General features: G+C 70.2%; 12 protein-coding genes. 7 read left to right on the top strand and 5 right to left on the bottom strand.

The genetic code is table 11. The features are described 5' to 3' along the window. Positions 1-98 precede the first annotated feature (98 nt). Together JRI60_RS51975 and JRI60_RS51970 are read left to right on the top strand one after the other, a co-directional pair. A complete protein-coding gene (locus tag JRI60_RS51975; protein ID WP_204223600.1) occupies positions 99-2372 on the top strand; it encodes a sensor histidine kinase in 2274 nt (757 codons plus the stop codon). Positions 2373-2432: 60 nt separating this feature from the next. Continuing rightward, the gene (locus tag JRI60_RS51970; RefSeq protein WP_204223599.1) at positions 2433-3176 is read left to right on the top strand and encodes a hypothetical protein; all 744 of its coding nucleotides are present in this window, start codon (positions 2433-2435) and stop codon (positions 3174-3176) included. Between the two features lie 76 nt (positions 3177-3252). Here JRI60_RS51970 and JRI60_RS51965 read toward each other — a convergent pair whose 3' ends face one another. Next, the gene (locus JRI60_RS51965) at positions 3253-4191 is read right to left on the bottom strand and encodes an MBL fold metallo-hydrolase (RefSeq protein WP_204223598.1); all 939 of its coding nucleotides are present in this window, start codon (positions 4189-4191) and stop codon (positions 3253-3255) included. Positions 4192-4447: 256 nt separating this feature from the next. On the opposite strand from JRI60_RS51965, the gene JRI60_RS51960 reads away from it, so the two are divergent. Genes JRI60_RS51960 through JRI60_RS51950 form a run of 3 tightly spaced genes read left to right on the top strand, consistent with a single transcriptional unit; the run spans position 4448 to position 6506 of the window. Beyond that, positions 4448-4984, top strand: coding sequence for a hypothetical protein (locus JRI60_RS51960; protein ID WP_204223597.1), 537 nt, complete (start codon positions 4448-4450; stop codon positions 4982-4984). Then, complete coding sequence (locus JRI60_RS51955) at positions 4981-5991, top strand: M28 family peptidase (protein WP_204223596.1); 1011 nt, start codon at positions 4981-4983, stop codon at positions 5989-5991. The genes JRI60_RS51960 and JRI60_RS51955 overlap by 4 nt, the downstream gene beginning before the upstream one ends. After that, positions 5988-6506, top strand: coding sequence for a hypothetical protein (locus tag JRI60_RS51950; protein ID WP_204223595.1), 519 nt, complete (start codon positions 5988-5990; stop codon positions 6504-6506). The genes JRI60_RS51955 and JRI60_RS51950 overlap by 4 nt, the downstream gene beginning before the upstream one ends. A 67-nt stretch (positions 6507-6573) precedes the next feature. Here JRI60_RS51950 and JRI60_RS51945 read toward each other — a convergent pair whose 3' ends face one another. Further along, positions 6574-7893: a DUF5722 domain-containing protein gene (locus JRI60_RS51945; protein ID WP_239470233.1), complete on the bottom strand. Its 1320-nt coding sequence runs from the start codon at positions 7891-7893 to the stop codon at positions 6574-6576. A gap of 3 nt (positions 7894-7896) precedes the next feature. Then, the gene (locus JRI60_RS54245) at positions 7897-8133 is read right to left on the bottom strand and encodes a hypothetical protein (protein ID WP_239470232.1); all 237 of its coding nucleotides are present in this window, start codon (positions 8131-8133) and stop codon (positions 7897-7899) included. Between the two features lie 146 nt (positions 8134-8279). Here JRI60_RS54245 and JRI60_RS51940 point away from each other — a divergent pair, with 146 nt between their 5' ends. Further along, entirely contained in the window at positions 8280-8861 is a 582-nt protein-coding gene (locus JRI60_RS51940; protein WP_204223594.1) for a Uma2 family endonuclease, read from the top strand. 9 nt (positions 8862-8870) lie between these two features. Here JRI60_RS51940 and JRI60_RS51935 read toward each other — a convergent pair whose 3' ends face one another. Both JRI60_RS51935 and JRI60_RS51930 read right to left on the bottom strand, forming a co-directional pair. Next, entirely contained in the window at positions 8871-9806 is a 936-nt protein-coding gene (locus JRI60_RS51935; RefSeq protein ID WP_204223593.1) for a TIGR02266 family protein, read from the bottom strand. 158 nt (positions 9807-9964) lie between these two features. Then, positions 9965-11317: an RtcB family protein gene (locus JRI60_RS51930; RefSeq protein ID WP_204223592.1), complete on the bottom strand. Its 1353-nt coding sequence runs from the start codon at positions 11315-11317 to the stop codon at positions 9965-9967. Between the two features lie 197 nt (positions 11318-11514). On the opposite strand from JRI60_RS51930, the gene JRI60_RS51925 reads away from it, so the two are divergent. Further along, entirely contained in the window at positions 11515-11811 is a 297-nt protein-coding gene (locus JRI60_RS51925) for a hypothetical protein (RefSeq protein WP_204223591.1), read from the top strand. The last annotated feature ends 246 nt before the right edge of the window (positions 11812-12057 follow it).

Below are 12057 nucleotides of genomic sequence, written 5' to 3'. Positions count from 1 at the left end.
GACACCCCCCTGCCCGAGAGCACCGATTCCTACATCCGCCTCATGGCGCCACCTTGCGTGGGCGGGCTGCCGCTCGCGTGAGGGGGGTGTGGGAGCTGATGCGGCGTCCCTGGACTTTCGCGACACGTATCGCGGTGGGATTCGCTGCCTCGCTGGCCATCGCGCTGGCCATCGCCACCATCTCCGCGCTTGCCCTGCGCTCGGTGTTCACCGGCAACGAGCAGTACACCTCGGAGCTCCTGGTTCACATGGCGCAGGTGGAGCAGCTGCGCCGGGCCTTCAGCGAGAAGCTGGCGGCCCAGCGCGGCTACGAGCTGACGCGCAACGAGGCCTTCGGGTGGGATGAGCAGCAGGCGTGGATGCAGTTCCAGCGGACCCTGGAGGAACTGCGCGCGCATGCCACGGGGGACGAGCTGCGGGCGCTGGAGGAGGTGGCCGCCAGCGAGGAGGCGCACCAGGCCTTTCATGCGCGCAAGAGGGAGGCGCTGCGGCGGGGGGGCTCCGTGACGGAGCTGAAGCAGCTGAGTGAGGCGACGCGCCAGGCGCGCGAGCGGACGGAGGAGGCGCTGAAGGTGCTGGCCCGGCTCACCCAGGAGCGGTTGGAGGAGGGATTCCAACACGATCGGCGGGCGGACCGCCGGGCGCTCTGGCTCATCCTCTCCGCGGCCACGCTGGGGTTGCTGGTGGCGATGGGGCTGGCCTGGGTGCTCACCCGCGCGCTGTGGCCCCTGCACCACGAGGCGCGTGCCTCCGAGGAGCGTTTCCGGCTGCTGGTGGAGGGGGTGAAGGACTATGCCCTCTATCTGTTGGACTCACAGGGCCGGGTGGCGAGCTGGAATCCGGGCGCCGAGCGCATCCAGGGCTGGCGCGCCGAGGAGATCATCCATCACTCCGGTGCGCTGCTGTACCCGCCGGAGGAGGTGGTGGAGGGGCAGCCGCAGAGGGATTTGGAGCAGGCGGCGCGCGAGGGGCGGCTGGAGGCGCAGGGCTGGAGGCTGCGCAAGGACGGCTCGCGCTTCTGGGCCGAGTCCCTGTTCACGCCGCTGCGCGACGAGGGGGGCCGGCTGGAGGGGTTCGTGGTGCTCACCCGCGACATCACCGAGCGCCGGCGGCTGGAGCGCGCCCAGCGCCTGTTCGTCGAGGCCGAGCGGCTCTTCCACTCGGCGGGGGACCCGGACCTGGTGGTGGCGGAGCTGGCGCGGCACCTGGTGCCGGACCTGGCGGATGGCTGCCTGCTCTTCCTGCTCACGCCCTCGGGGGAGCTGACGCCTCGCGCGGTGCGCCACGTGTCCCCGGAGGTGGAGAGAATGCTGTGGGAGATGGTTCACCGGCGCACGCCCACGAGGGGCATGCTGCACCGGCTCTGGGAGGTGCTGCGCACGGGGCGCTCCGAGCTCGTCACGGAGGTGACACCGCAGCGGCGGGAGCAGGTGGCGGGGGAGGGAGGGCAGCAGGAGGTGGTGCAGCGGCTGGGGACGGGCTCCTCGCTCAGCGTGCCCCTGCGCGCGGGGGGGAGGACGCTGGGCGTGCTGGTGCTGATGACGCAGCGGCCCGAGCGGCGCTTCACGGAGACGGACCAGGTGTTCGTCGAGGAGCTGGCGGGGAGGGCGGGGCTGTCGTTGGACAACGCGCGGCTGCTGCGCGAGGCGCAGGCGGCGCTGGAGCTCATCGGCGTGGCCTCGCACGACCTGGGCTCGCCGCTGCAGGCGCTGCAGTTGATGCTGGGCAAGCTGCGGCGCGCGCCGCCAGCGGACCCGGACAAGCTGCGCGAGGGGCTCACCGCGGCGGTGCGCTACACGCAGCGGCTGGGGCGGCTGCTGCACAACCTGTTGGACCTGTCGCGGCTGGGCTCGGGGAGGATGGAGCTGGAGCTGGGGGATGTGGACCTGGCGGAGCTGGCGCACGAGGCGGTGGCGCGGCATGCCGAGCAGGCGGCGGAGGTGGGCAGCCGCCTGATGCTGGACGTGCAGCTGGGAGTGGTGGGGAAGTGGGACAGGCTGCGGCTGGAGCGGGTGCTGACGAACCTGCTGTCCAACGCCTTCAAGTACGGCAAGGGCCGCCCCATCGAGGTGCGGGTGGAGCGCACGGACGGCCACGGGCGGTTGAGGGTGCGAGACCACGGGCCGGGGATTCCCCGGGAGCAGCAGTGCCACATCTTCGAGCGCTTCACGAAGGCGCCGACGGAGGGTGAGAAGAAGGAGGGCTTCGGGCTGGGGCTCTACATCGTCCGGCAGCTGGTGGAGGCGCACGGGGGCACCGTCCGGGTGGACAGCGAAGTGGGGGAGGGCGCGACGTTCACGGTTGAACTGCCGATTTCACCCGCGAGTCGGGAAGTGGATGCCTTCTCACAGCCTCCGGGGCTGGTGCATTAGTCAGATTGAACGGGGTAAGGGGCCAGGACACCCTGAGGGAAGTCCGCGAGGTGAGTCATGGTGAAGCTGGCCCTTCTGGGTGAGTCGTATCCCGCGCAGTTGCGGGAGAATCCGCAGGCGCTCCGAGACGTGGAGGTGGTGTGGTCGGGGACGTCGCTGGGAGCGTTCCGGGAGGAGGTGCCGGCGAAGCGTCCAGACGTGCTGGCGCTGGATTTCCTGGAGCTGAACGGGGTGGAGACGGGGGTGGTGCCGACGCTGATGGAGGGCTCTGGGGCGAGGCACGCCATCGTGACGTACCGGTTCGCGAGGCGGGGCGTGTTGCAGCAGTACCCGGCGGGGAAGGTGAGGCTGTTGCAGGGGCCGATTTCGCTGTCGCTGCTGAGGGCGCACGTGCACCTGGCGGTGCTGGACGCGATGCTGCAGCCGGTGCCGGCGAAGGCGGCGGTGGCGCAGGCGGCTCCGGTGGCGGGGGCAGCGGGGCCGGCGCTGCAACTGGGGGCAGCGGGCTCGGGGACGCTGGCGACGGTGACGGTGCCGGCGACACCGAGGGCGCCGCTGTATTCACCGGAGAAGCTGGGCAAGCTGCTGGAGGTATCCAGCGCGGTGCAGTGCGAGTGCCCCAACCACCTGTCGCAGCTGGTGAGCAGCCTGCAGGCGTTCGAGGAGTATTCGAAGCACTGCGAGAACCGGAACGAGGAGGACCGGCAGGTGCACGCGCTGCTGTACAAGTACACGGCGGCGGCGAGAGCGGTGATGGAGGAGGCGCTCACGGCGCTGGTGAAGCACGAGAACATCCAGCTGTAAGCGGGTTGCGAGCACCCTCTCCCTCTGGGAGAGGGCCGGGGTGAGGGTAGACCTTCGTGCCTGTGCCGCCGGGTGCTCACACCGTCGGGATGATGGGCGGCACCGGAGGCAGGGGCGGCTCGCGCGTCTCCTCCACCGAGGCCAGGCCGCGCAGCGCGTGCGGCTCGTGGGCGCGGGCGTCCTCCTCCAGGCGCTCGAACTCCACCGCGTCATGCGCGCAGAACACCCGCACGTCCCGGTCGTGCCGCCGCACCAGCTCGCGCAGCCGCTCCTGGTTCAGCCGCCGCATCCGCCCGTCCTTCTGCATCAGCTCCTGGTACGCCCACAGCCCTGGCGTGCACCGCGGCCGCGTCGGGTTCATCTCCTCGTGGTAGAAGTACGCGTCGCCCGCGTGCAGCAGCCACCCGTCCGACTGCTGGATCGCCACCCCCGCGTGCCCCAGCGTGTGCCCCACCAGCGGCACGAGCAGGATGTCCGGCGGCAGACCCTCCAGGTCCCTCACGCACTCGAAGCCGAACCAGCGGTCTCCCCCGCGTGGCATCGGGTACGTCACCCAGTGCGGCTGCGTGCTCCACTGCCTCGGGCGGAAGCGCCGCCGGTCCAGCCACGTCAGCTGCGACACCGCCGCGTCCGCCTCCGCCGCCATCACGTGCACCCGCGCCGACGGGAAGTCGTCCAGCCCTCCCGCATGATCGAAGTCCAGGTGCGTCAGCACGATGTGCCGCACGTCCTCGGCCTTGAAGCCCAGGCGTTCGATCTGCCGCACCGCCGTCATCGCCTCGTTGAGCTGCGGCCGGCAGAGGAAGTCCAGGAAGAACGGGCTCAGCCTCTGCCTCGGGTTGCGCACGTCCTCCAGCCCGAAGCCCGTGTCCACCAGCACCAGCCCCTGGTTCGTCTCCAACAACAGGGTGTGGCACACCAGGGCCGCCGGTACTCCTCTCGGCCGGCGCCTGCCATCCATCAGCCGCCCACCCGGTGGGCACATCGTCACGCAGTTCAAATGGTGGACGCGCATCCCGCCGCTCCCTTCCGCCTTTGGCCGGCCTCGCCGGGCCCGTGGCTTCGTTCCTCGCAAAGGTGAGATGTGGTCATCCTCCGAGCCAGATGTCGGGGGCGCGGGGGCGCTCGGTTGCCTGGCGGTGGGCACATACCCTCACCCCGGCCCTCTCCCAGGGGGAGAGGGAGGCAGGGGCTTCACTGGCCGTGGACCTGGCGGGCTCGGTGCGACTCGCGCCCGCTCTCCTGCCCGGGAAGGGGTAGAGTCCTCCCCCATGCGCTCCTGGTTCCTCCTCGCCGCCGCGCTCCTCCCGAGCGCCGCGGCCGCCGCCGGACACGATGTGTCCCTCGGCGCCACCGCCGTCATCCTCACCAACGGCGGCATCTACAACGTGACCTCTCCCCGGCTCGGTCTCGAGGCCGCCTACTCGAACGAGCTCGGCTCCTGGCGGCTCGGCGGTGGTATCCGCTGGGCCCCCGCCGGCCAGGGCAGCTTCCCCGTCGAGGTCTTCGCCCGCGCCCTGCTGAGCCCGAGCCTGGGCACGTGGCGGCCCGCGGTGGGCCCGGAGCTGGGCCTCAGCGGCCTGCCCGTCGTCATCAATCCCCGAGGGGGTCTCCCCGATGACCTCTCGCGCCGCCATGCGGAGAAGCTCGGGCCCGCCTACGTCGCGCTCCATGCCGCGCCCCTGCGCTTCGTCTTCCAGCGCTTCACCGCGAGTGCCCTCGAGCTCCAGTGGGGCACCTCCCTCAACCAGCCCGGCTCCACCCTGCGCCTGCAACTCGGCCTCGTCCACCTGGGGATGACACTGTGAGACCGCTCTTCGCCGCACTGCTCTTCCTCGCCGTGAGCTCCTGTTCCTCGCGGCCCTCCGTCGACGCTGCGTCTGTCTCCCGCGCCGGGGACTTCGCCTCGGGCGTGGACAAGGGCCGGCTGATGTCGGACGTGGACGCGCTCGTCGCCTCGCACCGCGAGGACACCCCGCTCGACTGCGGCCTCTTCCCGCCCACGGAGATCGACACGGCGCGCCGGCCCGTGTGCAACCTCACCCGCGAGAAGGCCCGCCAGCTGGTGCGCGCGCGCTTCGAGTCGCTCGGCTACACCGTCTCCCTGCACGACACGGAGGATCCGCGCTTCCCCACCTCGACCGTCATCGCCGAGGTGCGCGGCACCGAGCGTCCCGACGAGGTGGTGGTGGTGGGAGCCCACTACGACGCCTTCTTCTCGGGGGCGGACGACAACAGCTCGGGGGTGGCCGCCATGCTGGAGATGGCGCGGCTGGCCTCGGGCAAGCGCTTCGCCCGCACCGTGCGCTTCCTGGGCTTCGACCTGGAGGAGCTCGGTCTGGTGAGCAGCACGCGCTACATCCAGGCGCACCCGGACGAGCGGATCATCGCCTCCGTCATCTTCGACTGCGTCGGCTACAAGGACCCGAGCCCCGGTGCCCAGCAGGGCCTGCCGGGCTTCCCGATGCCCACCACGGGCGACTTCATCGCGGCCATCGCCAACGAGCAGTCCCGTCCGCGGCTGGAGGAACTGTACGCGCTGAACGCGCAGCTGGGCTTCGGTTCGGTGCGAGGCGCGGTGACGCCGAACGATGGCACCGGCCCCGCCTCGGGCAACCTCATGCGCAGCGACCACGCCCCCTTCTGGCTGGCCGGACAGAGCGCCCTCTTCCTCACCGACACCGCCAACTTCCGCAACCCGCACTACCACAAAGACACCGACGTGCCCTCCACGCTCGACCCCGACTTCCTCGCTGACGTCACCCGGCTGTCCGCGGCCGGGCTCTCCTTCTGGGCGGAGGGACCGCTGCCATGAGCGTCTCCACGCTTCTCGTGCTCTCCGCGCTGGCCTCCTCGCCGGCTCCGGCCGATGCGCCCCGGCATCAGCTCTCGCTGTATGTCCGCTCGGGCGCGACGGTGTACCTCTCTCCGGCGCGCACCCAGGGAGGGGTGGGGGGTGGCTTGGGCCTGCGCGACACGGTGGACGGGCGGTGGTTGCTCCAGGCCGACGCGAACGGGCTCACGGGGTTGGGTTCGGCGTTCTCGGTGCGGGTGGGTGCTGGCGTGCAGCGCCAGGGGTGGTGGTCTCCCGCGGCGCTGGTGAACCTCACCGGTGTCTTCGGGGACAGGCTGGACTTCCTCACCCCCGAGCACCCCGTGGCCATCACCGGGCCGGCGCTGGGGCTCGGGGTGACGCTGGCGCCCGCGCGCTTCAATCTGGGGAGCGCGCAGGTGTCCGTGCTGGAGCTCGGCGTGGGAGTGGGCACGGACAGACCTGGCCTGGGTCTGCTCTACGGGCTCACGCTGCTCGAGGTGGGCATGGCGCTGTGACCCAACAATCCTCCCTCTCCCTCTGGGAGAGGGTCGGGGTGAGGGTATCCGCCTCCTGGTTTGAGACTCACTGCACCACGTAGCCGAGCAGCGATTCGAAGGTCTGCCCCTCGCAGTTGGACGCCGGCGAGACGAAGTGGTCCTGTCCGGCGCCGATCCGGCAGCGGTAGAGCGGGACCGTGCCCGCCACCTGCGAGGTGTAGACGTACCCCACGGGGCCGAGCGGCTGCAGTCCCTCGCAGTTCACGTCCGGCGTCAGCAGGTTGTGGTTGCCCACGCGGCACTCGTAGAGCATCCGGGTGCCCGCCTGGGGCTCGCGCAGCAGGCGCCAGGAGCGCTCGAGCGTGAAGCCGGGCGGCAGCAGGCGCGAGGAGGCCCAGTGGCCTCGCGAGGAGTGGTAGCCCCGGCGCAGGCGCGTATAGGGCAGCTCCTCGAAGCCGCACGAGAGCTTCGGCGGGTTGAGGTCGTTGCGGTTGGCGAGCGCCCACGTGCTCCAGGCCGGCTTGGCGCTCCCGTCCGCGCGGCGCAGGCCGACGCCCAGGCCCTGGGCGACCTCGACCGGGTGGTCCGTCATGCGGTGGTAGATGTAGCTCTCGATGCCGGGCGTCCCGAGCACGTTGCGGAACGAATCACAGACACCGGCCTGCTGGGCCGCCTCGTTGGAGTTGGGGGAGATGGAATTGACGCCGCTCTCCGTGAGCTGGATCTCCCAGGCCGAGGGCACGTGGGGGAACGTCTTGCGCAGCCACCCGGCCAGCACGCCGATGTTGCCGTACGTCACGCGGGGGTAGTCATCCGCGGAGAACTGCGGCCGGGTGAGGTCGGGCGGGTAGGGGTGCCAGGCCACCCGCCACGCACGCGAGCCCACCCGGGCCGCGAAGCCGTTCAGGAACGTCATGCCCGACAGCAGCGGCTCGTTGGCGCCCGGCTGGTCGAACTCCGTGCCGAAGTGGTGCTCCATGGAAATGAGCACCTTGGCGGCCGGCTGCCAGGAGACGACCTGGTCATAGGCCGCGATGTAGTTGGCCGCGTACGTGTCGAGCCAGCGCTGGGTATCGCAGGCCCCCGCGCCCTGGCCGCAGCCCACGTCGAACCAGACGTTCGAGTTCACCTCGTTGTGGATGACGAAGTCCGCGATGCGGCCGTGGCCGTTCTCCCCGTTGTAGAGCCAGGACAGCATGCCGGCGAAGCGGCCGTAGTCCGCCGCGTTGTTGGGGGCGCAGAAGATGTCGAAGCCCGCCGCGGCTGGCGTGCACACCCGCCCGGCCCGAGCCCACGCCGGCACGCCGTACACCACCGCCGTCACCACCACGCCCCGCGCCGTCCACTCGCGGATGGCCGCGTCCACCGCCGCGTCCACCACGAAGCACCGTCCGCCGTACTCCACCTGTCACGAGGCACATGGCGGTGCCTTCACGCTCGGCTCCCAGGTGAACCACGTCAGGTTCATCGCCACCCCGCCCGTGTTGTTGCCCGCCACCTCGTCGTAGCTCGGCCAGAAGTCCGGCTGCAGTCCCTTGATGCGGTACGCGCTCCGCGTCGGGTACGGCAGGCCCGCCGAGGCCGGAGTGCCCACGGCACTCATTCCCAGTACCGCCACCACCGCCATGAGGCGCATCATCCGCATTCCGGTCTCCTGTGCTCCGAGAGGTCCATCCACCTGGGAGGGGCCTATTCGCTTCAAAACGGTAAATCAAGGATTCGCTGCGCGTCTTGGAGCGGTGGACGCCCACGGAACAGGGCACTAGCTTGAGGGAGCAAGGAGGCTCGGCCATGCACTCCCCAGACATCCTCGGCAGCGGGCTCGTGGCCCCGCGTCTCTTCCGCCTGGACGAGTACCACCGGCTCATCGATGTCGGAGTGCTCGGCGAGGATGAGCGCGTGGAGTTGCTGGAGGGGGTGATCGTCGAGATGGCGCCACAAGGCCGAGCCCATGCGCTGGTGGTTTCGAGGCTCAACCGATTCCTGACCGGAGTGCTCGGGGACGCCTACAGCGTCCGCCCGCAGCTCCCGCTCTCGCTCGCGGGCGACAGTGAGCCGGAGCCGGACCTCGCCATCGTCACCCGTCAGGAAGAGGAGTCCGCCCCGGTGCACCCCCGCTCCGCGCTGCTCGTCGTCGAGGTCGCGGACGAGTCGTTGCGGAGGGATCGGCTGCTCAAGGGCCGCATCTACGCGCGGGCCCAGGTGAGCGAGTACTGGGTCGTGGATGTGGCGGGCCGGGCCGTCGAGGTGTACTCCGAGCCGGACCCGGACACGGGCCGCTATCGCACCATGCGGACGCTCGGAGTGGGTGAGACGCTCTCCTCCTCGTCGCTTCCCGGGTTGGCGCTTCCCGTCGCCGAGCTGTTCGCCTGAGTCAGGGGCTCAGTCCGGGAAGAACAGTGGCTCTCGCGTGGCCACGAAGTCCGAGATGGTGCCCGCGATCTCCGGCGGCAGGTTCGAGAACTGTACGCCCAGCCCCGGCATCAGCTCGGGCGTCTTGTCGTTCACCTCCCGCGTCCAGCGCACCACCCCCGTCACCTTGATGGGTCTTCCCCCCGGCAGCGTGAAGTCCACGTCCACCGTCGTCCCTCGCGGCACCGTCTGCACCGTCGCCACGAAGACGCCCCCCTCGCTGATGTTCGTCGAGAAGCCCGTGAAGAAGTTCGAGTCGCTTCGCAGATCGATCATCGTCTGCATCCGCACCCGCGACGTGCGCGCCCCCAGCGGCCTCGGCTCCGGAATCGTGATGTTCCCCGCCGCCACCGCCGCCGCCTGCCGCGCCGGCACCGTCACCTGCCGGGACTGAGTGGCCTCGCGCTCACGCTGCTCGCGCTCGCGTTGCTGCGCTCGGGCCGCCGCCTCCCGCTCGCGCTGCGCCCGCGCCGCTTCCTCCGCCGAGCGCTTCAGCCCCGCCTCCGCCTCCGCCAGCTCCTGCTGCGCCCGCGTGTTGAGCAGCTGCAGCGTCTTCAGCGCCGCCTGTACCTCCTGCGCCGCCTGCCGCCGGGACTCCAGCGCCTCGCTTCGCGCGGAGAGTGCTCGTTCTCGCGCGTCCTCCGTCGACCCCGTGTGCACCGAGGCCGACTCCAGCCGCGCGCTCGCTCCCCGCACGTGCTCGTCTCCCTGGCGCTCCGCGGGTACTTGCGACACCTGCTGCCGGAGCTCGGCGAGCCGGTGGGACAGGGTCTCCGATTCCGCCGCCGCTCGGTTGAGCTGATCCGCCAGCCGGGCTTCCTGGCTGGCCTGCTCGGCCTCGGCTCGTGCGAGGTCGGCCTCGCGGGATGGCGATTGGGACGGGGCGGCGGGCGACGGCGCGGTCATTTCGGGGGATACTTTAGCGTGCGCCCACTGGGGTGACGAGTGGGGAAGACCCTCACCCCAGCCCTCTCCCAGGGGGAGAGGGGGCATACACGGAGTCAAACCCGAGGGCGCCGGGTACCCTCACCCCGTCCCTCTCCCGGAGGGAGAGGGGAGGGGGCTCAGTCCGCTCCCTTGATGCAGGCGATTGGTTTGAGGCGGTGCACCACCTTCGCCAGCCCCGCCATCTCCACCGTGTCCAGCACGTCGTCCAGGTTCTTGTAGCAGGGCCCCGACTCGTCCAGCGGCGTCGTCCTCGTGTTGAGCAGGATGTCCGCCTTCGCCATCCGCTTGTCCGTCTCGGATTGGTTCAGCACACGTCGCGCTTCGCCTCGCGACAGTCGTCGTCCCGCCCCGTGGTTCACCGAGTAGATGGACTGCTCGGCTCCCTTCTCCGCGAACAGGATGGCGCTTCCCGTCTCCATCGAGCCTGGAATCAGGATGGGGTGGCCCGACTTCTCCCACGGCGTGCCCTTGAGCCCCGGGTGCCCTCCCGGAAACGCCCGCGTCGCCCCCTTGCGCGCCACGAACTTCCCCGACTCCTTCTGGATGAGGTTGTGCGAAATCTCGTAGTAGATGTCCGCCGTCCCGCCGAACACGTCCTCGAGCGCCGCGCACACCGCCTCTCCGATGATGAGCCGGTTGGCCACCGCGAAGTTGGCCGCCATGTTGTGCAGGTTCCAGTACTCCTTCCCCAGCCGGCTCCCCGCGTCCAGCCAGATGAAGTCCTCGCTGCGCTTGCTCAGCCCCAGCTCCGCCGCCCCCTCCACGAAGTAGTGCTTCGCGATGTTCCACCCGAAGCCCCGGCTCCCCGTGTGCAACATCACCCACACGCGCCCTTCCTCGTCCACCTGCATCTCGGTGAAGTGGTTGCCTCCCCCGAGGCTGCCCAGCTGATCCCTCTTCTCGTACGCCCGCTCGGGGATGTCCACCCGGTCGTCCTCCACCGGGATGAAGTTGCGCTCCGTCACCGACGCGTTGCGGCCCAACGCCTTGGCCCCGTGGCGCACCACCTCGGCGAACGTGCGCGCGTCGATGCGCCGCTGCTTCTGCACCCGCGACGCCCCCACCCCCACCGCGATCCGGCTCGTCACCTCTTCTATCCACCGCCGGCGCTTCGCCTTGTCCGCCACGTCCTCGGCCGTCAGCGTCGTCTTGAGCTGCACCATGCCGCAGCCGATGTCGTAGCCCGCCGCCGTGGGGAGCAGGATTCCCTCCGTCTCCACCACCGTTCCAATCGGCACCCCGTAGCCCACGTGGCAGTCCGGCGTCACCGCCACCCGCGTCACCCCCGGGAAGGACGCCGCGTTCACCACCTGGTCGAACACGCCCTCCTCCAGACCCGGCAGCTCGGGGCCCTCGCCCCATAGCAGCTTGTCCGACAGGAACAGGTGGGCATCCACCCTCATCGTCTTGGTCTTCGGCAGGACGTAGTGCCCCTCCGCGACCTTCTCCAACCTTTGCGTCCAGCTCATGGCGTTTGTCCCCTCGGTCGGTTCAACCGCTGGCAGCGACGGATGCGTCCTCTGGATGCTGACGAACAGAGCGGGCGTCCCTTCGTGCGATCGGTCAACGGCTGATGTGCCGCGGATGTCCACTGGCGTGATCCCGCAGTTGCCCCTTCACTGAAGAATTCCCATTTCTACTCGCGGAGCTTCAAGGGGGCTGGGTGATGGGGATTCTCGGAGCGCTGCTGGTGGCTGTAACCGTCAATGCGGGACCCGTCGAGGTGAAGACGGCTCCGGTGTTCAACCCGGCCATCTGTGCCAAGAAACGCGTGGATGCCTGCGGCTGCCACCACGTCTACGGCATCCGCCACTGCCACCCCAAGCGAAAGAGCGAACACTGCGAGGCCATGGCCCAGGCTCCTGTCTCCTCCGAGCAGAACGCCTCCACCGCCCAGCAGCTCTTCTCCCTCGAGCCCGACTCCTCCACCGAGCAGGCTCAGCAGTGCTCCGCCGCCCTCTGAGTCCTGGGCGGTCGTAGGCTCCCTCTCCCTCTGGGAGAGGGTCGGGGTGAGGGTCTTCTCCTCGCGTGAGTGGAGAGGATCCCCCCGGGACTCTCGTGACTTGGGACTCGTCGTGGATGGTGCCGCCAGCGCTCCGCTCTGGCCCGGTGCCGTAGTTCGGGACTCGGGTCGTTTTTCCACGGGCTGGCGCGTTCGTTTCGGATCGGGTGACTCGGGCGGAAGACCCTCACCCCAGCCCTCTCCCAG

The organism is Archangium violaceum, from assembly GCF_016887565.1.
GTDB classification, from domain to species: domain Bacteria; phylum Myxococcota; class Myxococcia; order Myxococcales; family Myxococcaceae; genus Archangium; species Archangium violaceum_B.
Note: the sequence above shows the minus strand (reverse complement) of the source record. Positions and strands in the feature narration are given on the sequence as shown.

Coding starts and splice junctions, on each gene's coding strand:
- JRI60_RS51975 (WP_204223600.1), top strand. CDS start 99: ATGCGGCGTCCCTGGACTTTCGCGACACGTATCGCGGTGGGATTCGCT.
- JRI60_RS51965 (WP_204223598.1), bottom strand. CDS start 4,191: ATGCGCGTCCACCATTTGAACTGCGTGACGATGTGCCCACCGGGTGGG.
- JRI60_RS51960 (WP_204223597.1), top strand. CDS start 4,448: ATGCGCTCCTGGTTCCTCCTCGCCGCCGCGCTCCTCCCGAGCGCCGCG.
- JRI60_RS51950 (WP_204223595.1), top strand. CDS start 5,988: ATGAGCGTCTCCACGCTTCTCGTGCTCTCCGCGCTGGCCTCCTCGCCG.
- JRI60_RS54245 (WP_239470232.1), bottom strand. CDS start 8,133: ATGCGGATGATGCGCCTCATGGCGGTGGTGGCGGTACTGGGAATGAGT.
- JRI60_RS51940 (WP_204223594.1), top strand. CDS start 8,280: ATGCACTCCCCAGACATCCTCGGCAGCGGGCTCGTGGCCCCGCGTCTC.
- JRI60_RS51935 (WP_204223593.1), bottom strand. CDS start 9,806: ATGACCGCGCCGTCGCCCGCCGCCCCGTCCCAATCGCCATCCCGCGAG.
- JRI60_RS51930 (WP_204223592.1), bottom strand. CDS start 11,317: ATGAGCTGGACGCAAAGGTTGGAGAAGGTCGCGGAGGGGCACTACGTC.
- JRI60_RS51925 (WP_204223591.1), top strand. CDS start 11,515: ATGGGGATTCTCGGAGCGCTGCTGGTGGCTGTAACCGTCAATGCGGGA.